Here is a 20,773-nt window from a genome sequence, read left to right on the forward strand (position 1 = left end):
TTCAAGGCGCAACCGCGTTTCCGAGAACGGCGTTCGATAACAACACTCACATGGAGCGCCGTCATGGCACACAAGCCTTCCAACGAACCCGACGCGGTACGCCGGCGTCTGCTTGCCGCGTTCGCCAGCACGGCGATGCTGTCGGCCTGCGGTGGCGGCGGCAGCGACGATGACTCGGGCACCGTCACGCCGACGAGTCCTATCGGCACGATTCCGTCCGATCGCGCGAATCTGCCGCGTCCGGCGTTGCCCGCGCCGGAGACTTCGGGCATCGATCACATCGTGCTCGTGACGATGGAAAACCGCTCCTTCGATCACATGCTCGGCTGGGTGCCGGGCGCGGAGGGCGTGCAGGCGGGCAAGCAGTTCACCGATGCGTTCGGCACGGTGCAATCGACATTCGCGCTGTCCGCCAACGCTGCGTTTGGTTATCAAGGCTGCCAGTTTGCCGATCCCGATCACGCCTACGACGCAGGCCGCACGCATCTCGCGAACGGCGCGATGAACGGCTTCCTGCTCACGCCGGATACGAACAAGACGCGCGGCGATCTGCTGCCGATCGGTTACTTCACCGGCAGCGATCTCGAGTTCTATCGACAGGCGGCGACGCAATACACCGTCTGCGATTACTACATGAGCGGCATTCTCGCCGACACGTTTCCGAACCGCGTCTATCTGCATAGCGGCGAAACGGATCGCTTGAGCGATACGCTCGATACATCGTCGCTATCGACGATCTGGGACCGGCTCGATGCGAAGAACGTGTCGTCGAAGTATTACTTTCATGACGTGCCGTTCACGGCGCTTTACGGCACGCGTTACGTCGGCCGCTCGAAGCTCTTTTCCGATTTCCTGTCCGATGCGGCGGGCGGCAATCTGCCGTCGTTCTGCATGGTCGATCCGAGCTTTGCCGGCGAGGCGAACGGCACGTCCAACGACGATCATCCTCATGCCGATGTCCGCAACGGCCAGGTCCTGCTCGCGCAAATCTACGAAGCGCTGCGCACGAGCCCGAACTGGAGCAAGACGCTCATGATCGTCGTCTACGACGAGTGGGGCGGATTCTTCGAGCATGTCGCGCCGCCGGTCAAGTCGCTGTCGGAGGCGGAACAGAAGCTCGGCAACGACGGCCGCTTGGGGTTTCGTGTGCCATGCGTATTGCTCGGACCGCGCGTGCGCGCGAACAACGTGGCGCGCTATCCGTTCGATCCGAGTTCGATCCATCAACTGCTTGCCTGGCGCTTCGGGCTCGATCCGCTGGGCGTGCGCGCGAGCGATCCGACCACGTTCAACATGGCTTACGCGCTCGATCTGAGCGATGCGCCACGCACCGATGCGCCCGCGATTACGGTGGCGCAAGGGCCGTTCGGACTCGAATGCTCGAACACGGCGTCGACAGGATCGGGTCTCGAGACCATCGACAAGTCGCGGACGGCGAAAGCAGCGGAGGGCGCATCGCAGACGCCGACGCCCGGCGGGCGCTTCGCCGACTTGCGCGCCAAGGCAACTGCGCTGGGATTCCCTTCTTCGTGATTTCCTGATCGACGCGCTATGCACCGCGCGCGAAGTCGAGCGTCATGAGGACCGAATCGTGATACGTGCCGTCGATCTTCAGCGCACGCGGCTCGCGCGCGTATTCGACGAATCCCGCCGCGCGATACAGCCTCATTGCAGCGAGATTGTCCGGCGCGACTTCGAGCTTGATTTCGTCGACGACGCCCCGCGCGTACGCAAGCACGGCATCGACGAGCGCAGCGGCAAATCCCGTGCCGCGCGCACTCTCGCGCACGTACATGCCCCAGAGAACGCCTTTGTGCCGGAGCTTTGCGCCCGTCGGCACCAGCAGCCCGGCTACCCCGGCTAACGTGCCATCGCGGCCGTCGCCACCGAACACCGCGTGATCCGCGATGCGCGCGCCGAACCATTCGGGCGTCTGCATGCGCTCGTCGTCATACGAAGCGCCGAACGACGTTGGATAACGCTGCAGGCCTTCGAGACGAATATCGCGGAACGCTTGTGCGTCGGCGGACGTCAGGCGTCTGATCGGCGGGATGATGGCATTCTGCATAACGCATGCAATGAACAAATGGGGGGACATCCATGATAGCCGGGCGCCTCACATCTCCTCTTCGCAGACGGACGAATCGGAAATAAATCCTTAGCCCATGCGCCGATCGAATGTCTTCAGGTAATTGTCACCATCGGGTAATCATAAAGACGACGCCCTTGTTGCCACCGGTGCGCTTTACAAAGCAGGGCGAATCCAATATTTCTGAAGGCGGCTTCACGAACCAACGAAAAGGGAACACGGCCATGACCCGTCTGATTCGAACGTTCGCTTTCCTCTTCGCGCTGGCATTGCTCTCCACGTCGCTCGCGCTTGCCTGCACGCGCACGCTCTATGTCGGCGACAAAGGCCTCGTCATCACCGGCCGTTCGATGGACTGGTCCGAGGACATGCGTTCCAATCTCTGGGTGATGCCCGCGGGCATCGAACGCGATGGCAACGCGGGGCCGCGCTCGATCAAATGGAAATCGAAGTACGGCAGCGTGGTGGTGTCGGGTTATGAAATTGGCACGGTGGACGGCATGAACGAGCGCGGGCTCGTCGCCAATGCGCTCTATCTCGCGGAGACCGATTACGGCAAGCCCGACCCGAAGCGCGATCCGATGTCTATCAGTCTGTGGGCGCAATATGCGCTCGATAACTTCGCGACCGTCGGGCAAGCCGTGTATGTGATGTCGCGCGAACCGTTCCAGATCATCGCGCCGCCCCTGCCCAACGGCAAGCCGCTGACGATCCATCTTTCTCTTTCCGATGCGCGCGGCGACTCTGCGATCTTCGAGTACATCAACGGCAAGCTCATCATTCATCAAGGCAAGAAGTACAAGGTGATGACCAACTCGCCGATCTACGATGAACAGCTTGCTATCGATACTTACTGGAGAAGCGTCGGCGGCATGGGCTTCTTGCCGGGCACGAATCGCGCGGCGGACCGCTTCGTGCGCGCGTCGTTTCTGCTCGATGCGATTCCGAAGCAGGCCGATGCGAATTACATGGCGGGCGTGCCGCAGCAGTCGTACGCGTTCCAGGCCGTCGCGAGCGTGATGAGTCTCATGCGTTCGGTGAGCGTGCCGCTCGGCATCAGCACGCCGGAGCAGCCGAATCTGTCGTCGACGATATGGCGCACGGTCTCGGATCAGCAGAACCTGATCTATTACTTCGATTCAGCGACGCGGCCCGATACGTTCTGGGTGTCGCTCAAGAAGCTCAACCTGAATCCAGGCGCGCCGGTGATGAAGCTGACGATCGATTCGGGACAGGTCTTCTCCGGCGAGACGGCGGGCAGCTTCGTCGCGACGCAGCCTTTCGCGTTCATGCCCGCGAAGGCGCCATGAGCCAGCATTTGCCTCGACGTTGTCGCGGCTCCGCACGAAACGGGGCATCGATTTCGCCCGCGCAGGTAAAATAGTGTCCTTTTGCCCCCGGTGATCCTGTGCAAGGCATGAAGCGCACGGCATTCAGCGGCCCGGCGCTCGTTCGCCTGCTGGCACATTTTGCCGATCTCGACGTTCACGAACCCGCTCAATCGCTCGCGGACCGCCTGAGCCAATGGCTCGGCTGGACCGATGCGATTGCGCTGTCCACTGCGCTCGCATCCGATCCGCCCGCCGCGTCGGGCGCGCGATCCGTTGCGCGCGAGGTGGAAGAAGAGTGCGCGCGCGTGCGCAACTCGCTCGCAGGCGCATTCGCACGCGAGGAAGCGGCCGTGCGCCGCAGGAATCGTGCGCCGGTGAAGCCGTCGTCCGACGATGCGCCCATCGACTACGCGGACTTTCGTCAGCGCTATGTGTCCTTGCAGCAAGCGATGGAATCCGACATCGGTGCGCTGCGCACGCGTCTGCGATCGACGCTCGCGACGAAATCGCCGGACATGGCGCGTCTGGCCGTCGTCGATGCCGTGATGGAACAGGCGTTGAGCGCGCGCGAACGCAGTCTGCTCGGCAACGTGCCCGCGCTGCTCGGCAAGCATTTCGAGCGTCTGAAGCGCGCTCAAGCCGCTGTCGAGACATCGGCGCCGAATGCATGGCTCGACGTGTTTCGCAAGGATCTGCAGAGCGTGCTGCTCGCCGAACTGGATGTTCGTTTTCAACCGATCGAAGGCTTGCTCGCGGCTCTTCGGCCCCGCTAACTGGCTCGCTATGCCCCGAAATCTTTTGAACATCGCTGTATTTTCGATTGGCCTCGCCGCGGTGCTCGGCATCGGCATTGCATACGTCACGTCGAATGCGATCGCGTTCGCCGTCACGCTCGTGATCGCCGCATGCTATCTCGCGGGCGCGGCGGAATTGCGCCGCTATCAACAGATCACCGGCTCGCTCGAACAGGCCGTCGCACAACTCTCGACCGCGCCGCGCAGCCTCGCCGTGTGGCTCGACAGCCTCGATCCGAGCCTGCGCAATGCGGTGCGTCTGCGTGTCGAAGGCGAGCGCGCGCCGTTGCCCGGTCCGGTGCTCGCGCCGTATCTCGTCGGTCTGCTCGTGTTGCTCGGCATGCTCGGTACGCTGCTCGGCATGGTCGCGACCTTGCGCGGCACCGGCACGGCGCTGCAAAGCGCATCCGATCTGACGGCGATCCGCGCATCGCTTTCCGCGCCCGTGACTGGGCTGGGCTTCGCGTTCGGCACGTCGATCGCGGGTGTCGCGACATCCGCGATGCTCGGCCTGCTGTCGGCGCTGTGCCGTCGCGAGCGTCTTCATGTCACGCAGCAACTCGACGTGAAGATCGCGACGACACTTCGCGTCTTCACGCAGGCGCATCAACGCGACGAAACGTTCAAGCTGCTGCAGCTTCAGACCGAACTGATGCCGAAGCTCGTCGATCGTCTTCAGTCGATGACGATCGCAATCGAACAGCAAAGCCTCGCCGCGAGCGAGCGTCAGATCGCGAGTCAGGATGCGTTTCATGCGAAAGCGGAGACGTCGTATCGGCGGCTCGCAACATCGGTCGAACTGTCGTTGAAGCAAAGCGTTGCCGATAGCGCGCGCGCCGCGAGCGCCGCGTTGCAGCCCGTCATGCAGGCGACGATGGACGGCATCGCGCGCGAAGTCACCGCGTTGCACGGCAATGTCGAGCAGGCGGTGGCGCGTCAACTGGAAGGCTTGTCGAGCGGCTTCGAGGCATCGTCGGCGAAGGTCGCGGACATCTGGAACGCATCGCTCGCGAAGCACGCGCAGTCGAACGCAACGCTCGTCGGCGAGATGAGCGCGTCGCTCGATCGCTTCGCGCAAGCATTCGAGCAACGTTCGACGCATCTCGTCGACGGCGTGTCCGCGCAAATGGATCGCGTGTCGGGCGCGCTGGCGTCGTCGGTTGCGAAGCACGAGCAATCGCGCGATGCGCTCGTCGCACGCATGGATGCATCGCTGGAACGCTTCGCACAGACTTTCGATACGCGTTCGTCCGGCTTGATCGACGATGTGTCCGCGCGCCTCGAAACCGCGACGGGAAACATGTCGCAAGCGTGGACCGATGCGCTCGCACAGCACGCGCGCGCGAGCGAGCAGGCAGCCGCGCAGAACCAGAACGCGTTGACGACCGCGGCGGCCAGCTTCGAGCAACATGCAGCGGCGCTCGTGCAATCGGTCGATCGTTCGCATGCGGATTTACGCGCCGAACTCGCGCAAAGCGGGGAAGAGCGCCTCGCCGCATGGAGCAGCGCGCTCGACTGGATGACCGGCTCGTTGCGCGAGCAATGGCAGCAAACGAGCGACGTCGCGGCGAATCGTCAGAAGGACATCTGCGATGCCCTCGCGCAGACCGCGCGCGACATGTCCGCGCAATCGCAGACACACGCGAGCGCGACCATCGCGGAGATCGAGCGGCTCGTGCAGGCTGCATCGGAAGCACCGAAGGCAGCCGCCGAAGTCGTCGCCGAAATGCGTCAGAAGCTGTCCGATTCGATGGTCCGCGATACCGCGATGCTCGATGAACGCAGCCGCTTGCTCGCCACCGTCGAGACATTGCTCGGCGCGGTGAACCTCGCATCGAACGAGCAACGCGCCGCGATCGATGCGCTCGTCGACACATCGGCGACGCTGCTCGAACGCGTCGGCGCGCAGTTCACCGGCACGGTCGAAGCCGAGGCCGGCAAACTCGTTTCGATGGCCGCGCAAGTGACGACGAGCGCCGTCGAAATGGCGAGCCTCTCGGATGCGTTCGGCGCGGCCGTGCAGTCTTTCGGCGAATCGAACGACAAGCTCGTCGCGCATCTCGAACGCATCGAAAGCGCGCTCGACAAATCGCTTGCGCGCAGCGATGAACAGCTCGCGTATTACGTTGCGCAGGCGAAGGAAGTGATCGATCTGAGCATGATGTCGCAGAAGCAGATCGTCGAGGACTTGCAGCATATCGCCGGGCAACGCGTGGCCGGAGCGCGCGCGGCATGAACGAGGAAATCGACGGCGGCGCGGAACACGCCGCGCCGATCTGGGCCGCGTTCGCCGATCTGATGTCGGTGCTGCTGGGCGCGTTCGTGCTGATACTCGTCGGCGTGATCGGCGTGCAGTTGCAGCTGGAGAACAAGCTCGACGAAGAGGTGAAGCATCGTCAGGAAGAGACGCAGCGCCGCAAGACGCTGGAACAGGCGCTCGCGGGACCGCTCGCATCGGGACGCGTGACGCTCGTGAACGGTCGCATCGGCATCAGCGGCAGCGTGCTTTTCGCGCTCAATTCCGATCAATTGCAGCCGCAGGGCCGCGATGTGCTGAAGAGTCTCGCAGCGCCGCTTTCGACGTATCTGCGTGCGCATGAAGAGATTCTCATGGTGAGCGGTTTCGCCGACGATCAGCAAGTCCACGAAGGCAACCGCCGATTCGCGGACAACTGGGAGCTTTCAGCGAAACGCGCACTGACGGTCATGCGCGCGTTGATCGATGCGGGCGTGCCTTCGTCGTCGGTGTTCGCGGCGGCGTTCGGCTCGGAACAGCCGGTGAGTTCCAATGCCGATGAAAGCGGGCGCGCGAAGAATCGACGCGTGGAGATTTCAGCTGTGCCGCGCTCGTCGGATGGCGCGGTGAAGGCGCATGAGTAACGTGGCCTCTGCACGCGCGATACTCGAAGCATGGCGCGCGAATGGCGACGATCGCGCGAATCCCGTGCGCTTCCATCTGATCGATGCGCTGGACAAGCGCGCGGCCGCGTATGAAGGCGAGGCGCGTCGCCTGCTCGATGAACGTGTCGCGCAATTGCTCGATGCGTATCGAAGCGATATGGAACGTGCTGCATCTTCGGATGCACCGATAAGCGATGCCGATGTGCGCGGTCCGCTGGCAACGCTGATCGCTGACATCGCCAAAGCATCTTCGATGCATGGAACATCTCATGCGGAGTTGCTCGATTACTTTCGCGCGGTATGGTCGAAAGTCAGTGCGGAAAAGCAGTTGCGCGATTCGCTCGCACAGGTGCCCCGAAACGCAGGACCGCTCAATTCGAGCAGTCTCGTGCATCGTTCGTTGTCGCTGATGCGCGAAGTATCGCCGGGTTATCTCCAGCAATTTCTTGCCTACGTCGATGCGCTTTCGTGGATGGAAGAGTTAAACGGGCCGACTGTGACCGTCGCGAAAGAAGCGTCGGGTGCGAAGAAGGGCGGACGCAAGAAGAAGTGATGAAGCGCCGCGCGATTCATCGATCGCGCGGCGTGCAGTCTGTTACGCGAGCCAGCCTTTGATCGTGCTCGACATCACGTTCGTCGAAATGCCGTAGCGATCGTGCAGCGTAGGCAACGCGCCTGCATCGAGGAACGCATCGGGCAATGCGATCTGACGATAAGCCGGCGCGACCCCCGCCGTCAGCAGTGCGGTTGCCACCGCTTCGCCGAGCCCGCCGATCACCGTATGGTTTTCCGCCACCACGACGAGACGTCCCGAGCGCTTCGCTTCGCGGACGATCGTCTCCGTGTCGAGCGGCTTGATCGTCGGCACATGCAGCACGGCGACATCGACGTTATCGGCTTGCAATGCCTTCGCGGTTTCGAGCGCGCGCATCGTCAGAATGCCCGACGAAATGATGAGCACGTCCCGGCCATCGCGCAGCAGCTTCGCCTTGCCGAGTTCAAAGCGATAGTCGTATTCGTCGAGCACGGCGGGCACGTTGCCGCGCAAGAGACGCGCATACACCGGACCTTTGTGCGCGGCGATCGCGGGCACCATCTGTTCGATATCGAGCGCATCGCACGGATCGATCACGGTCATGTTCGGCATCGCGCGCATCAGTGCGAGGTCCTCCGCGGCTTGATGGCTCGGGCCGTAACCCGTCGTGAGTCCCGGCAGCGCGGCGACGATCTTTACATCGAGATTGTCTTCCGCAATCGTTTGATGGATGAAGTCATACGCACGGCGCGTCGCGAATACCGCGTACGTCGTGACGAACGGCTGCGCGCCTTCGTGTGCGAAGCCCGCAGCCGCGCCCATCAGCAACTGCTCGGCCATACCCATCTGGTAGTAACGCTCGGGGAATGCCTTCGCGAAGATATGCAGGTCCGTGTACTTGCCGAGATCGGCCGTCATGCCGATGATATTCGTCTTCGTGCGCGCTTCTTCCACGAGCGCATGGCCGAAGGGGGCCGAACGCGTGACCTGTCCTTCGCTTGCGATCGACGCGATCATCGCGGATGTCTTCAAACGAGTGCTCATGCTTGTCTCCCTGCTTCGAGTGCTTGCAGCGCCAGTTGCCATTCATGGGCATCGACGCGGATGAAGTGGTTTTTCTCGCGTTGTTCGAGAAAGGGCACGCCACGGCCCATCTGCGTATCGCATACGATGATGCGCGGCTTCGCGTCCTCAAGATTGCGCGCGTTGTCGAAAGCGTTCTTCACCGCATCGATGTCGTTGCCGTTCACGCGCTGCACGTACCAGCCGAATGCTTCGAGCTTGTCGACGAGCGGCTCGAACGACATGATCTGCGTCGACGGGCCATCCGCCTGCTGATTGTTCACATCGACCATTGCGATGAGATTGTCGAGCTTCCAGTGCGCCGCCGCCATCAGACCTTCCCAGATCGAGCCTTCATCGAGCTCGCCATCGGAGAAGAGCGTGTACACGAAAGACTTCGAGCCCTTGCGCTTCAGACCGAGGCAGCGGCCCACAGCGATCGTGAGACCTTGCCCGAGCGACCCGCCGGACATTTCCATGCCGGGCGTGTAGCTTGCCATGCCGGACATCGGCAGACGGCTATCGTCGCTGCCATACGTTTCGAGTTCCTCTTGCGGCAGGATGCCTGCTTCGAAGAGCGCGGCATACAGCGCAATTGCATAGTGACCGTTCGACAGAAGGAAGCGGTCGCGGCCTTCCCATTCGGGATCGTCGGGGCGGTAGTTCATCGCGCCGAAGTAGGCGACGGCCAGCACATCGGCGATATCGAGCGCCTGGCCGATATAACCTTGACCTTGCACTTCGCCCATCAGAAGGGCGTTGCGGCGGATACGATAGGCGCGCTCGGCGAGCGTCACCTCTTCGATAACGGGAGCATTCATGCGTTGTCTCCTTGATTAATAAAATTAGCGATTGACCGTTTTCGCGGGCACGAAGAACACGAGCGCCGCGCCGATCACGATGGCTATGGAAATGAAGATCAGGCCCGCGGTCGATTTGCCGGTGAAGTCGTTGAGCCATCCGACGATGGCAGGCGAGAAGAAGCCCGCGAGATTGGCGAAGCAGTTGACCGCGGCAATGCCCGCCGCCGCCGACATGCCGCCCAGCACGGCCGTAGGCAAGGACCAGAATTGCGACGATGACGCGAGGATGCCTGCTGCCGCGATGCTCACGCAGACGATCGATGCGCCCACGCTGCCGAGCATCGGCAAGGTGGCGAAGCCGGCTGCGGACACGAGCATCGGAATCGCGAGATGCAGGCGGCGTTCGCGACGCTTGTCGGCACTTGCACCGATCAGCGGCAGCGCGACGATGGCGCAGAGATACGGAATCGCGGTGAGAATGCCGACCCACAGCGGGTCCGCTACGCCGGTGCGGCGCACGATGGTCGGCAGCCAGAACGTGAGTCCGTATTGACCCATCACGACGCAGAAGTAGATCGCGGCCATCAGCCAAAGACGACGATCGCCGATGAATGCGCGGATCGATACGTGCTTCACCGTCTGCGCGTTGTCCTTCTCGACATTGCGCCGAAGCAATGCTTTCTCTTCGTCGCTGAGCCACTTCGCGCCGGCGATGCCGTTGTCGAGGTAGAACAGGATCGCGACACCCAGGAAGAGCGAAGGCAGCGCTTCGAGCATGAAGAGCCACTTCCATCCGGCGAGCCCCTGCACGCCCTGGAACGCATGCATGATGTAGCCCGAGAGCGGTCCGCCGACGATGCCTGCGAGCGGAATCGCCATGAAGAACAGCGAGAGCGCTTTGGCGCGGCGCGCGGCGGGAAACCAGTACGTCAGATAGAGAATGACGCCGGGCGCGAAACCCGCTTCTGCGACGCCCAGCAAAAATCGCAGGACATAGAAGACTGTCGGTGACTTCACGAACACGAAGCTCGCGGATATCACGGCCCACGTCAGCATGATGCGTGCGAGCCAGTTGCGCGCGCCCACTTTATGAAGGATGACGTTACTGGGCACTTCGAACAGGAAGTAGCCGAGAAAGAAGATGCCCGCGCCGATGCCGTAGATGGTTTCGGAGAAGCGCAGATCGTTGAGCATCTGCAGCTTGGCGAAGCCGACGTTCACGCGATCCAGATACGCGCCGAGATAGCACAGCATCAGAAAGGGAATCAGGCGGCGTCCGACCTTGGCATAGGTCTTTGCTTCGAAGCTGGCGGCATCGTCGGACGATGTGAACTCAGCGCTTACCGCCGCCGCGGATAACTTTGGTTTCATGTGTGTCTCCATCCATGTTCGGCGCCCTGGTTTCCAGGTGCGCCCGTACGTGCAATCAATGAATCAGCATGCCGCCGTTGACATCGAGTGTGACGCCAGTGAGATAGGAAGAAAGATCGCTCGCGAGATACAGGCACGCGTTGGCGATATCCGCTGCATCGCCGAGACGCGCGAGCGGAATGCCCTTGATGATGTCCGCGCGCATTTCGGGCGTGAGCTTGTCACCGGTGATGTCGGTTTGAATGAGGCCCGGCGTGATCGAATTCACGCGAATGCCGTCGGCGCCGAATTCACGCGCCATTGCCTTCGCGAGGCCCAGCACGCCGGCCTTCGCCGCGCTGTAATGCGGCCCGCCGAAGATGCCGCCGCCACGTTGCGCCGACACCGACGACATGCATACGATGCTGCCGCTCTTCTGCTTTTTCATCTGCGGAATCACGGCTTGCGACATATACAGCGTGCCGCGCAGATTCACGTCGATGACGGCATCGAAGTTATCCGCGCCTATCTCCAGCGTCTTGATCGGCTGCGTGATGCCCGCGTTGTTGATGAGCGTGTCGATGCGTCCGTATTTATCGATGGTCGCATTGGCGGCCGCGATGCATGCGTTCTTATCGGTGACGTCGCAAGCGAGACCGAGATGGCCATCGCCCAGATCGTTCGCGGCGCTTTGCGCGTCTGCTTCCTTCAGATCCAGCACGACGATGCGCGCGCCTTGCGCCGCAAGCGCCTTCGCCGTTGCCTTGCCGATACCGCGCGCCGAAGCCGCGCCCGTGACGATCACTACCTGGTTCTCGAGCAACATCGTTGTCTCCGTTGGTTGTCTGGTGTAGGCGCAGTTTCCCCGCCTTCGACCTGACGATCAACGCAGTTTGGCTCAACTATTGCTGAGAAATTTTCAGGTATCGCCGCGACGCTCGATTTGCTGATCCATCCACGCCAGAAACTTTGCGACGCGCGGCAATCCGGCATTTTGACTCGGGTAAACGAGATGATGCGCGCCGACTTCGACCGCGTATTCCTTGCCGAATACAGGCACGAGCGAACCGCGTTCCAGATGCCCGGACGCGAGCATCGTGCTTTCGAGCGCGATGCCGTGACCGAGCGCGGCCGCTTCGAGCGACATGTACGAGCGGTCGAATGAAAAGTCGAATGCCTTGCGCTTCACCGCGACGCCGAACTTGCCGAACCACTGCTGCCATTGAACGAGCGGCGATTCGGAGAGAATCAGACGACGGTCGAGCAGATCATCGGGCGTAGCGACTGGAAAGCGTTCGAGATAGGCGCGCGAAGCGAGCGGCGCAATGCTTTCATGCCGCAGCGTCTTCACTTCGACATCGGTCCAATGAGCATAGCCATGACGCACGGCGATATCGTAGTAACCCGATGTGAACGACACGTCTTCATACGAACACGCGAGGTTCATTTGAATATCGCCATTGGCTTCCTGAAACGCGGCGAGACGCGGCAATAGCCACATCAGGCCGAAGCTCGGACTCGAATGAATGCGCAGTATCTCGACGGATGTTTCGCTCGATGCGCGTTCCGTCGCGCGATTCAATTCGGCGAGCGCGCCGGTGACGTCGGCAAGATATTGCGTGCCGGTCGGCGTGAGGACGAGACCGCGGCCGAACCGCGTGAACAACGGCCGACCGACGATGCTCTCCAGATTCGCCAGTTGATGACTGACGGCCGAAGGCGTGAGGCCGAGTTCGTCGGCTGCGCGGTTGACGCTCTTCGTGCGCGCGACGCTCTCGAACGCGATGATGGATTTGAGCGGAGGAAGGCGCATGGAAGCTTACTTCGGCTCCTTCGGCACGCGCCCCATCAAAAAGAACTCGTCGTTGGGCCGCATTGAAATGACATTCGCCATGCGATTCGATAACCCGAAAAATGCGGTGATCGCGGCGATATCCCAGATATCTTCATCGCTGAAGTCATGCGCGTGCAATGCCGCGAAATCGGCATCATCCACCGTGCCCGATGCGCGGCATACCTTAAGCGCAAAATCGAGCATCGCCTTCTGACGCGGCGTGATATCCGCCTTGCGATGATTCACCGCCACCTGATCCGCCACGAGCGCGTTCTTTTCATAGATGCGCAGAATCGCTCCGTGCGCGACAACGCAATAAAGGCAATCGTTCACCGCGCTCGTCGCGACGACGATCATCTCGCGCTCGCCCTTGCTCAGGCCGCCTTCCTTGAGCATCAGCGCATCGTGATAAGCGAAGAACGCGCGGAATTCATCGGGCCGGTGCGCAAGCGTGAGAAACACGTTCGGCACGAACCCCGCCTTGTCCTGCACTTCGAGAATCCGTGCGCGGATATCGTCGGGCCATTCTTTCGGATCGGGAACGGGATAGCGGCTGATGGGCTTTGGCGTCATGACGTCCTCGAAGGCTTGATCGAACGCCCATTGTAGAGCGAGAGTTCGTCAACGCGTGACTGTGAGCGACGACAATAGCTTCAAGAGGCTCTCGACATTCACGGGCTTCACGAAGTGATAGTCGAAGCCTGCCGATTGCGCGCGCAATCGGTCTTCGGCCTGGCCATAACCCGTGATCGCGATCAGCAAAGGCGTCGTGTCTCCCTTGCGACGCAAACGACGCGCGAGTTCGTAGCCGTCGATATCTGGCAGGCCGATATCGAGCAGCGCCACATCGGGCTGCAAGAGCGGCGCGGCTTCCAGCGCTTCCGCCGATGAATACGCGACGCGCGCGACATGTTCCTCCGACTCGCACAGCATCGCGAGCGAATCGGCGGCATCGCGGTTATCGTCCACGACGAGAATGCGCAGCGCCGTGCGCGTCTCGCGCATGCTCGTCTCCGAAAGTGCGAGCGCGGAATGCCTTTCGTGATGATGCAAACGCGGCAGCCGCACGGTCACCGTCGTGCCGAGGCCCGGTCCCGGGCTTTGCACGGTGATCGTGCCTTTATGCATTTCCACGAGCTTCTTCACGAGAGAAAGCCCGATGCCGAGGCCGCCGTTCGAGCGGTCGAGCGTGCGCTCGCCTTGCGAGAAGAGTTCGAATACTTTCGGCAGAAGGTCGGCGGAAATGCCCGTGCCCGTATCGGCGATGACGATAGACACCGAATCGTCGGCAGCCTGCACACTGACGCTGATACGGCCTTGCTCCGGTGTGTACTTGCTCGCATTGTTCAGCACGTTGACAAGGATCTGCGAGAGACGCGTGGGATCGCCGCAGACCCATGTCGTCGCATCGGAAACATCGACTTGAATGTTTTGCGAACGCGACTCGACCATGCCCGCAATGGCTTCGACTGCGTGATATACCGCCGTGCCGACGAGAATCGGTTCGAGTTGCAAGGCGATGCGTCCCTGCGTAATGCGCGAAACCTCCAGCAAGTCGTCGACGATGCGCGTCATGTGCTCCACTTGCCGGCGCATGAGATCGATAAGATCGCGCGGATGCGTGTCGCCATCCTGATCCTTTTGCAGGAGCGCGATGGCCGTTCGCAGCGGCGCAAGCGGATTGCGCAGTTCATGCGCGAGCATCGCGAGGAACTCATCCTTGCGTCGTCCCGCTTCGCGCAACATCAGCTCCATATGCTTGCGTTCGGTGATGTCTATCACGCTGCCGATGATGCGCAGCGGCTCGCCGTCCTTGCTGCGCTGGAGCAGGGCGCTGCCTTGCATCCACTGTTCTCCGTGCATGTTGCGCACGCGAAACTCGAAATGTCCCTCGGCGTCTTCACCGGCCGCGATGCTGCGCACATAGCGATCGAGCATGGCGCTGTCATCGGGATGCACGCGTGCGAGCGCTGCCTCATAGCTGAGCGTTTCGGTGGTCTGACGCTCGCCGCCGGTTTCGAGCGACAACGTCCACGTCGCGAGTTCCAGCGACGCGATATGAATGTTCGCGGCCTGCATCGCCACCGTGAGGCGCAAGCTGCGCGCCTCGATTGCGGCTTGCGCTTCGAAGCGCGGCGTGACGTCGGTCGTCGTGCCGAACCATTCCTGCAAGCTACCCTTGTCGTCGTAGAGTGGCGCGGCGTGCGCCTGCACCATGCGATAAACGCCGTCGCGACGGTACATGCGAAAGGTGAGCGTGCAAGCGACGCCGTCGCGCAATGCATCGAGCCATGCCTGATGCGTGCGCTCGCGATCGTCGGGATGGATGTAATCGAGCCAGCCCCAGCCGGACAACACGTCCGGTGATGTGCCCGTGAACTGTTCCCACTCGCCGCCAGAAGGACGAATTTCGCCGTTTGCATCGGCGGACCAGACGAGCGCGCCCGTCGTTTCGACGAGCGCGCGATAGCGTCGTTCGGAAAGGCTCAGGCGATCTTCATCGGCGCGTTGCGTGCTGATATCGAAGCTCACGCCATAGACGCGCGTGAGCACGCCATGACGGTCGAACTCGGGATGCCCGCGCATGCGCAGCCATCGGCGTTGTCCTTGTTCGCTTTCCAGAACGAAGTCGAATTCGAATGGTCCGCCATCGCGCAATGCTTCGGTCAACTTGCGCTGAAACGGCTCGCGATGTTCGGGCGCGACGCGGTCCCACACTTCCGAAAGAAGAACCGCTTCGGTTCCGGGCGGAAAAGAATAGAGCGCGGCGAGCTGTGCGGTCATGCGTACGACGCGCGTCTTCATGTCCCATTCCCACGCGCCCATGCGTGCGCCCGCGAAAGCGGCCTGCAAGCGCCGCTCGCTGGCTTCATACATTGCCCATGCGTGACGACACTCATGAATGTCGATGGCCACACCGACCGTCTCGCCGATCTGCCCTTCCTCATCGCGCCGCGCCTGAAGATGGAGCGTATGCCAGCGGAACGCGGCATCGTTGCGTAACAGGCGCACATCGACGTTGCGAAGCAGCGTGCCGTCGCGCATCTGACGCAGTGCTTCGAGAACCGGCGGGATGTCGTCGGGGTGAACAAAAGCTTTCCAATGCTGCCCGACCAGTTCGGGAAACGGAATGCCGAGATACCGGCAAGCCCACGGATTGGCGTACTGGATTACCCCGTCTCGTGCCGCGCGCCACACAAACGACGGCAGGAAATGAGCAGGATCGTGCATGGCGTCCTTGCTTCCTTACTCCGGCGAAAAGCGTCGCCGCGCACGCCATCCAAGGCTTTGATAGCTTAGGGATACCATACAACAAAAGCGATGGGCTTCATCGCGATACGGCGATGCAGCCATCATCGCTCCGAAAGGTTATATGTAATTTATACGTATCAAAGAATGTTTCGTCTTATGAATCAGCGCGTCGCCTTATTGATTCATTGGACGATAACAAGCACGCAAGATCAGCCGGCCTCACCTACGTCTTTCGGATTCGGCAGCTTTTCTTCCTTGCTTTCATCGGTGCGCTTCGGCGGCTCGGGCTCATTTCTCATCGTGCGCTTTTGCTCGTCGGACAAGCGGCGGTCGGCCATGTTCGGATCTTCTGGCGTTTGGGTGGGCGGCGTCGGTCGATCGGTTTGCTGATTCATGAGCGGCTCCTTGTCGTGTTCGTCGGATGACATGAAGAGGTCGCATCCGACGTGCCCGCCGTACCGGGTACAGCCGATGCTCGATTCACACTCCGATGTATCGATCGAACGGTCTTCTCTCATTGCTCTTATGCAGTTCGCGAAAAACACGCTCATTCGTTTTGCCGCTATCGCATGCATGATTTTGTTATCGCCGCGCGGCTTCGCTGCTTCGATTGCCTCGGCGCCCTATGGCGCGACCCAACAAGGCCAGGCGGTCACGCAATTCACGTTGTCCAATGCGCGCGGCGTGTCGATGAACTGCATCACGTATGGCGGCATCGTCACGCGTCTCGATGTGCCGGACCGGCGCGGGCGTCGCGCGGATATCGTGCTCGGCTTTGGCTCGCTCAACGACTATGAGAAGTACAACGGCAAGATCCATTTCGGCGGTCTGATCGGGCGTTATGCGAATCGCATCGCCGATGGAAAGTTCGAACTTGATGGCCGCGACTACAAGCTGCCCGTCAACGAGCCACCGAATACACTGCATGGCGGTCCGCATGGATTCGACGAGAAAGTCTGGACCGTGGTGAAGACGTTTCAGGGCGCGCAAGGCGCGGGCGTGCAGCTTCGCTATGTGAGTCCCGATGGCGAGAACGGCTTTCCCGGCACGCTTACTGTCGACGTAACCTACACGCTCACCGACGATAACGAAGTGCGTATCGACTATCGTGCGAAGACGGACAAGCCGACCGTCCTGAACCTCACGAACCATAGCTACTTCAACCTCGCGGGCGAGGGCAGCGGCAATGTCGAAGGGCAGCTCATCATGATCGCGGGATCGAGCTATACGCCGACGCGCGCCGATTCGATTCCGACCGGCGAGATGGCGAGCGTCGAGAACACACCGCTGGATCTGCGAGCGCTGACGCCGATCGGCGCGCGTTTGCGTTCGTCGAATCAGCAGATGCGTTATGCGCGCGGCTACGACCACAACTGGAAGCTCAACAAGAACGGACAGCGCACTGGAGAACCCGGCTTTTCCGCGCGCGCCTACGATCCGTCGAGCGGCCGCGTGCTCGATGTCTATACGACGCAGCCCGGCTTGCAGTTCTACACGGGCAACGGTCTCGATGGCAGCGCGATCGGCACGTCGGGCGTGGCGTATCGACAAACGGATGGCTTCGCGCTAGAAACCCAGCATTTCCCGGACTCGCCGAACCGCCCCACGTTCCCATCGACCGAACTCAAGCCCGGCGACGAGTATCACGAAGTCACCGTCTGGAAGATCGGTGTGCGTTAGCGCATGTGTCGGGTGCGAATCGCACCCCGGGACGCGAAGCCACACGTAGAGGCACTTTTCGACGCGGTGGTCGGAATCGGCCCCCGCGTCGAGTGCTCCCTCTCAGGCTGGCCCTCGGAATTCGTTCGGCGCAAACGGAATTTTGCGTTTTGCATTCGAAATGCCTTGTCCTGTTTTGCATTTCGCATGCGTTGCTGGCGGAGCGCTAGGCGGCCGCCTTGTCGGAGTCTGCTGCTCGGTTCTGTTCGAGAAGATCGAGGAGCCGCAGCACGCGGGCGCGTTGCGTCGAGACGAGATCGCTTTCGTCGCCGACCGCGGCGAGCCGCCTTTTCCAGTAGGCATGATCGAACTGGTCGACCGCCTTTGAATTTCCCGATAGCGCGAGCGAACGGATCATGTGCTCGAGATGATCGAGCTGGGTGTCCGCGAGACGCGCGGGCTTGAGCATCGCTCGCGTGGCCTGCGCGGCGCGCCCGACTTGCACAATTTTCGACTTTTCCATGTGTGACGCCCCGAAACGTCTTTTCTCTCTTTATGTGCGGCTGAATTTTTTATCTTGACTAGCCGTAAACCCTAGGATGGGGAGTCAGCAATGTGACGGCGGGATGAAGGCAAGGAATCGCCGACCTGGCCGCCCACGACGCCGCACACGCTGCTCCTCGTCCAGCACGATATACCGGCATTCAAAATACGCTTTACCATGCGTCTCATTTGCTGGCCCGTATCGTGCGCGCCACAGCGCGAAGGACGACCCGACAACATCGACTGCCGCACATGCCCGCAGATTCCGATCCGCCGAAGATTTCCACGCACTTTTCGACGCGCGCCTGTCCGCGTGAGCGTCAATTGCTCGCATGGCGCGATCGGGTCGGGCATGTGGTCGATGTCGTGCCGGACAAGGATCAGATTGCACGCGGCTTCTCGGGCAGCATCGATCTGCATGCGGCGGGCGGCCTCGTGTTCACGGAAGCGCGCACCGACGCGCTCGTGCTCGAGCGATCTATCGCGCGCGTCTCCACTGACACGCGTCGCGATTTCGCATTTCACGTCTATGTGGAAGGCGAGACCGGTCACGTCAGCGGGCTGAGCGTCAAGCGCAGCGCGCCTGGCTCTGTGCGCGGCATCATCGCACTCGATCTGAATCAGCGCTTTCGCGTCGAACGTCCGGCGTGCCGCGTGCTGACGATGTTCGTACCGCGTGCAATCGTCGCCGCGCATATCGGCGACTGCGACGCGTTGCACGGTCGCGTGCTGCCCGATCACGCGCCGCTCGTGCATTTCGTGTTCGAACATTTCGAGGCCACCGCGCGAGAATTGCCGGTGCTCGACCGGCCCGACGCCGCTGACGCGCTCGATGCCGGCGCGCGGCTCCTGCTCGCGGCATTCGCCGACAAGCCGAATGCCGCGAGCGATTCACGCGCCGCACTGCAAACGGCCGTGAAGAGCCAGGTGAAGCGTTACATCGAAACGCGCCTGCATGAGGCCGATCTCACGCCGACCGCGATCGTCGAGGCACTCGGGCTCAAGCGCGCGACAGTCTATCGGTGGTTCGAGCAGGAGGGCGGGCTCGCCGCATATATTCGACTTCGCCGCTTGCGCGAAGCGGCCGACGAACTCGCGCTGTTTCCCAATCTGCAGATTGCGGATATCGCATTCGGTCTCGGCTTCAAGAGCGCATCGGATTTCACGCGCGCGTTTCGCCGCGCGTTCGACGTCAGTCCGCTCGAGATGCGCCTGCGCGCGCTCGAACTGTTGCGCGCGACGAGTGGCGATCCCGTCATGCGGATGCGCGCCGCGCACTCGCGCGGCCTTCCGGAAAGCGGCTGAGCGCAAGAAGCGTCAGGCAGTTCGCGGCGAGCAGATACCACGCGGGCGTCATTACGTTGCCCGTCGCGCCGACGAGCCATGCGACCGTCAACGGCGAGAATCCCCCGAAGATGACGACGCCGAAGGTATAGATCACGGCGAGGCTCGCCGCGCGCCGATCCCTCGGGAAGGCTTCGAGCATGAGCACCGAAGCGGCGCCCGCGCTGTTCAGCGCGACTGCGACATAGAGCAGGATGATGACGAGCGCGAGCGCATCCGGTGCGCCTCGCGTGAGCGCATAAAACGCGGGATAAGCCGTCGCGAGCGCGGCGAAGAGCGAGGCATATTGCAGCGTCTTGCGGCTCATCAGCCGATCGGCCGCAAGCGCGACGAGCGGCGTGACGATCAGAATAACGAGGCCGGAGAGCGACGCGATCAGAAAGCTGATGACAGGCGGCCGCTGCAGCGTATGCGTCAGATAGCTCGGCATGTACAGCACGGCGATGTAGATGCTCGACGATGGCGCGGCCATCATCAGGATGCCGCATGCGAGCGGGCGCGCGTGCTCGCGCAGTACAGTTGCGAGCGGCGTGCGCGCGGGTCGGGGCTTCGACGTGGATGCGTCGCCCGGCATGCGCCGCAGAAACCATCCGAGCGGCGCGATCAGTCCGCCGATGAAGAAGGGCACGCGCCATCCCCATTGCAAGAGTTGCTCCGGCGACAGAAGCGCCGATGTGCACGCGCCGACGAGCGCCGCCACGCACGCGGCCGCGCCCTGACTCGCACCACGCCAGCTGACGATGAAGCAGCGCCGTTCATAAGGCACGGATTCCATCAGCAGCGCCGATGCCGGTCCGATCTCGCCGCCCGCCGCGAGTCCTTGCAAAAGCCGCGCGACCACGATCAGCACGGTCGCGCTCGCGCCGATCGCCGCGTGCGTCGGCAAGCATGCGATCAGCCACGTACCCAGCGCCATCACGGCGATCGACAGCCGCATGCCGGCTTCGCGTCCGCATCGATCCGCGTATCGTCCGATGAGCACTGCGCCGAGCGGACGCATCACGAAGCCGGCGCCGAATGTCGCGAGCGATAGCAGCAGAGACGAGGCGGGATCATGCGCGGGAAAGAACAGCCGCCCGATGATCGCCGCGGAGAAGCCGTACACAGTGAAGTCGTATGCGACGAAGCCGTTGCTGATCACCGTCGCTACGATGATGCGGGTCAGATTCGCGGGCGCTTGTGGACGTTCGATTTCAGTCATGAATGAGATTGGCGCGTTCGATTCCGGCCATCGATATTAACGGCCGTATTATTCATATCTTTAAAGGAATATCGC

19 protein-coding genes are annotated in these 20,773 nt (G+C 61.9%); 8 read left to right on the plus strand and 11 right to left on the minus strand.

What is annotated here, in order from left to right; all coding sequences use genetic code 11:
- Positions 1 to 63 precede the first annotated feature (63 nt).
- Positions 64 to 1,533 (plus strand): alkaline phosphatase family protein, encoded by a 1,470-nt coding sequence (locus tag NCS03_RS20675; protein ID WP_008347891.1) that lies wholly within the window; start codon positions 64 to 66, stop codon positions 1,531 to 1,533.
- Between the two features lie 16 nt (positions 1,534 to 1,549).
- Here the strand turns inward: NCS03_RS20675 and NCS03_RS20680 are convergent, their stop codons facing one another.
- Positions 1,550 to 2,068, minus strand: a complete 519-nt coding sequence (locus tag NCS03_RS20680) for a GNAT family N-acetyltransferase (protein WP_250529692.1) — start codon at positions 2,066 to 2,068, stop codon at positions 1,550 to 1,552.
- 245 nt (positions 2,069 to 2,313) lie between these two features.
- Between NCS03_RS20680 and NCS03_RS20685 the strand changes: the two genes are divergently transcribed.
- The 5 genes from NCS03_RS20685 to NCS03_RS20705 all read left to right on the plus strand — a co-directional run bounded on the left by NCS03_RS20685 (position 2,314) and on the right by NCS03_RS20705 (position 7,668).
- The gene (locus NCS03_RS20685) at positions 2,314 to 3,399 is read left to right on the plus strand and encodes a linear amide C-N hydrolase (RefSeq protein WP_008347896.1); all 1,086 of its coding nucleotides are present in this window, start codon (positions 2,314 to 2,316) and stop codon (positions 3,397 to 3,399) included.
- 107 nt (positions 3,400 to 3,506) lie between these two features.
- Complete coding sequence (locus NCS03_RS20690) at positions 3,507 to 4,193, plus strand: DUF3348 domain-containing protein (protein WP_175980727.1); 687 nt, start codon at positions 3,507 to 3,509, stop codon at positions 4,191 to 4,193.
- Positions 4,194 to 4,203: 10 nt separating this feature from the next.
- Positions 4,204 to 6,450, plus strand: a complete 2,247-nt coding sequence (locus NCS03_RS20695; RefSeq protein WP_250529693.1) for a DUF802 domain-containing protein — start codon at positions 4,204 to 4,206, stop codon at positions 6,448 to 6,450.
- The gene (locus NCS03_RS20700) at positions 6,447 to 7,094 is read left to right on the plus strand and encodes an OmpA family protein (RefSeq protein WP_008347904.1); all 648 of its coding nucleotides are present in this window, start codon (positions 6,447 to 6,449) and stop codon (positions 7,092 to 7,094) included. Before NCS03_RS20695 ends, NCS03_RS20700 begins: the two co-directional genes overlap by 4 nt.
- Entirely contained in the window at positions 7,087 to 7,668 is a 582-nt protein-coding gene (locus tag NCS03_RS20705; protein WP_250436471.1) for a DUF2894 domain-containing protein, read from the plus strand. The genes NCS03_RS20700 and NCS03_RS20705 overlap by 8 nt, the downstream gene beginning before the upstream one ends.
- A 42-nt stretch (positions 7,669 to 7,710) precedes the next feature.
- Here NCS03_RS20705 and NCS03_RS20710 read toward each other — a convergent pair whose 3' ends face one another.
- The 8 genes from NCS03_RS20710 to NCS03_RS20745 form a co-directional block, all read right to left on the minus strand.
- Complete coding sequence (locus NCS03_RS20710; RefSeq protein ID WP_008347908.1) at positions 7,711 to 8,694, minus strand: transketolase family protein; 984 nt, start codon at positions 8,692 to 8,694, stop codon at positions 7,711 to 7,713.
- Entirely contained in the window at positions 8,691 to 9,533 is an 843-nt protein-coding gene (locus NCS03_RS20715) for a transketolase (protein ID WP_250529694.1), read from the minus strand. Before NCS03_RS20715 ends, NCS03_RS20710 begins: the two co-directional genes overlap by 4 nt.
- A gap of 24 nt (positions 9,534 to 9,557) precedes the next feature.
- Entirely contained in the window at positions 9,558 to 10,886 is a 1,329-nt protein-coding gene (locus tag NCS03_RS20720; RefSeq protein WP_250436473.1) for an MFS transporter, read from the minus strand.
- Between the two features lie 55 nt (positions 10,887 to 10,941).
- On the minus strand, positions 10,942 to 11,691 hold the full coding sequence (locus NCS03_RS20725) for an SDR family NAD(P)-dependent oxidoreductase (RefSeq protein ID WP_175980737.1): 750 nt from the start codon (positions 11,689 to 11,691) through the stop codon (positions 10,942 to 10,944).
- A gap of 93 nt (positions 11,692 to 11,784) precedes the next feature.
- Positions 11,785 to 12,678: a LysR substrate-binding domain-containing protein gene (locus NCS03_RS20730; RefSeq protein WP_175980739.1), complete on the minus strand. Its 894-nt coding sequence runs from the start codon at positions 12,676 to 12,678 to the stop codon at positions 11,785 to 11,787.
- Positions 12,679 to 12,684: 6 nt separating this feature from the next.
- Positions 12,685 to 13,272, minus strand: a complete 588-nt coding sequence (locus NCS03_RS20735; RefSeq protein ID WP_250503623.1) for a peroxidase-related enzyme — start codon at positions 13,270 to 13,272, stop codon at positions 12,685 to 12,687.
- 48 nt (positions 13,273 to 13,320) lie between these two features.
- A complete protein-coding gene (locus tag NCS03_RS20740; RefSeq protein ID WP_175980743.1) occupies positions 13,321 to 15,930 on the minus strand; it encodes a PAS domain-containing hybrid sensor histidine kinase/response regulator in 2,610 nt (869 codons plus the stop codon).
- A 230-nt stretch (positions 15,931 to 16,160) separates the two neighbouring features.
- Positions 16,161 to 16,346 (minus strand): hypothetical protein, encoded by a 186-nt coding sequence (locus tag NCS03_RS20745; RefSeq protein WP_175980745.1) that lies wholly within the window; start codon positions 16,344 to 16,346, stop codon positions 16,161 to 16,163.
- A gap of 178 nt (positions 16,347 to 16,524) precedes the next feature.
- On the opposite strand from NCS03_RS20745, the gene NCS03_RS20750 reads away from it, so the two are divergent.
- The gene (locus NCS03_RS20750) at positions 16,525 to 17,631 is read left to right on the plus strand and encodes an aldose epimerase family protein (RefSeq protein WP_250529695.1); all 1,107 of its coding nucleotides are present in this window, start codon (positions 16,525 to 16,527) and stop codon (positions 17,629 to 17,631) included.
- Between the two features lie 205 nt (positions 17,632 to 17,836).
- On the opposite strand, the gene NCS03_RS20755 is transcribed toward NCS03_RS20750, so the two are convergent.
- Positions 17,837 to 18,133 (minus strand): hypothetical protein, encoded by a 297-nt coding sequence (locus NCS03_RS20755; RefSeq protein WP_008347927.1) that lies wholly within the window; start codon positions 18,131 to 18,133, stop codon positions 17,837 to 17,839.
- 272 nt (positions 18,134 to 18,405) lie between these two features.
- On the opposite strand from NCS03_RS20755, the gene NCS03_RS20760 reads away from it, so the two are divergent.
- A complete protein-coding gene (locus tag NCS03_RS20760) occupies positions 18,406 to 19,458 on the plus strand; it encodes a helix-turn-helix transcriptional regulator (RefSeq protein WP_250529696.1) in 1,053 nt (350 codons plus the stop codon).
- On the opposite strand, the gene NCS03_RS20765 is transcribed toward NCS03_RS20760, so the two are convergent.
- Entirely contained in the window at positions 19,409 to 20,698 is a 1,290-nt protein-coding gene (locus NCS03_RS20765; RefSeq protein ID WP_250529697.1) for an MFS transporter, read from the minus strand. The genes NCS03_RS20760 and NCS03_RS20765 overlap by 50 nt on opposite strands.
- Between the last annotated feature and the right edge of the window lie 75 nt (positions 20,699 to 20,773).

The sequence above is a fragment of the Caballeronia sp. ATUFL_F1_KS4A genome, from assembly GCF_023630905.1.
In the GTDB taxonomy this organism is placed as follows: Bacteria; Pseudomonadota; Gammaproteobacteria; order Burkholderiales; family Burkholderiaceae; genus Caballeronia; species Caballeronia zhejiangensis.

Bases quoted from the DNA above. Each gene is read 5' to 3' on its own strand.
- NCS03_RS20705 (WP_250436471.1), top strand. From the start codon at position 7,087: ATGAGTAACGTGGCCTCTGCACGCGCGATACTCGAAGCATGGCGCGCG.
- NCS03_RS20720 (WP_250436473.1), bottom strand. From the start codon at position 10,886: ATGAAACCAAAGTTATCCGCGGCGGCGGTAAGCGCTGAGTTCACATCG.
- NCS03_RS20690 (WP_175980727.1), top strand. From the start codon at position 3,507: ATGAAGCGCACGGCATTCAGCGGCCCGGCGCTCGTTCGCCTGCTGGCA.
- NCS03_RS20730 (WP_175980739.1), bottom strand. From the start codon at position 12,678: ATGCGCCTTCCTCCGCTCAAATCCATCATCGCGTTCGAGAGCGTCGCG.
- NCS03_RS20725 (WP_175980737.1), bottom strand. From the start codon at position 11,691: ATGTTGCTCGAGAACCAGGTAGTGATCGTCACGGGCGCGGCTTCGGCG.
- NCS03_RS20685 (WP_008347896.1), top strand. From the start codon at position 2,314: ATGACCCGTCTGATTCGAACGTTCGCTTTCCTCTTCGCGCTGGCATTG.
- NCS03_RS20745 (WP_175980745.1), bottom strand. From the start codon at position 16,346: ATGAATCAGCAAACCGATCGACCGACGCCGCCCACCCAAACGCCAGAA.
- NCS03_RS20740 (WP_175980743.1), bottom strand. From the start codon at position 15,930: ATGCACGATCCTGCTCATTTCCTGCCGTCGTTTGTGTGGCGCGCGGCA.
- NCS03_RS20765 (WP_250529697.1), bottom strand. From the start codon at position 20,698: ATGACTGAAATCGAACGTCCACAAGCGCCCGCGAATCTGACCCGCATC.
- NCS03_RS20735 (WP_250503623.1), bottom strand. From the start codon at position 13,272: ATGACGCCAAAGCCCATCAGCCGCTATCCCGTTCCCGATCCGAAAGAA.
- NCS03_RS20680 (WP_250529692.1), bottom strand. From the start codon at position 2,068: ATGCAGAATGCCATCATCCCGCCGATCAGACGCCTGACGTCCGCCGAC.
- NCS03_RS20675 (WP_008347891.1), top strand. From the start codon at position 64: ATGGCACACAAGCCTTCCAACGAACCCGACGCGGTACGCCGGCGTCTG.
- NCS03_RS20700 (WP_008347904.1), top strand. From the start codon at position 6,447: ATGAACGAGGAAATCGACGGCGGCGCGGAACACGCCGCGCCGATCTGG.
- NCS03_RS20710 (WP_008347908.1), bottom strand. From the start codon at position 8,694: ATGAGCACTCGTTTGAAGACATCCGCGATGATCGCGTCGATCGCAAGC.
- NCS03_RS20715 (WP_250529694.1), bottom strand. From the start codon at position 9,533: ATGAATGCTCCCGTTATCGAAGAGGTGACGCTCGCCGAGCGCGCCTAT.
- NCS03_RS20695 (WP_250529693.1), top strand. From the start codon at position 4,204: ATGCCCCGAAATCTTTTGAACATCGCTGTATTTTCGATTGGCCTCGCC.
- NCS03_RS20750 (WP_250529695.1), top strand. From the start codon at position 16,525: ATGATTTTGTTATCGCCGCGCGGCTTCGCTGCTTCGATTGCCTCGGCG.
- NCS03_RS20760 (WP_250529696.1), top strand. From the start codon at position 18,406: ATGCCCGCAGATTCCGATCCGCCGAAGATTTCCACGCACTTTTCGACG.
- NCS03_RS20755 (WP_008347927.1), bottom strand. From the start codon at position 18,133: ATGGAAAAGTCGAAAATTGTGCAAGTCGGGCGCGCCGCGCAGGCCACG.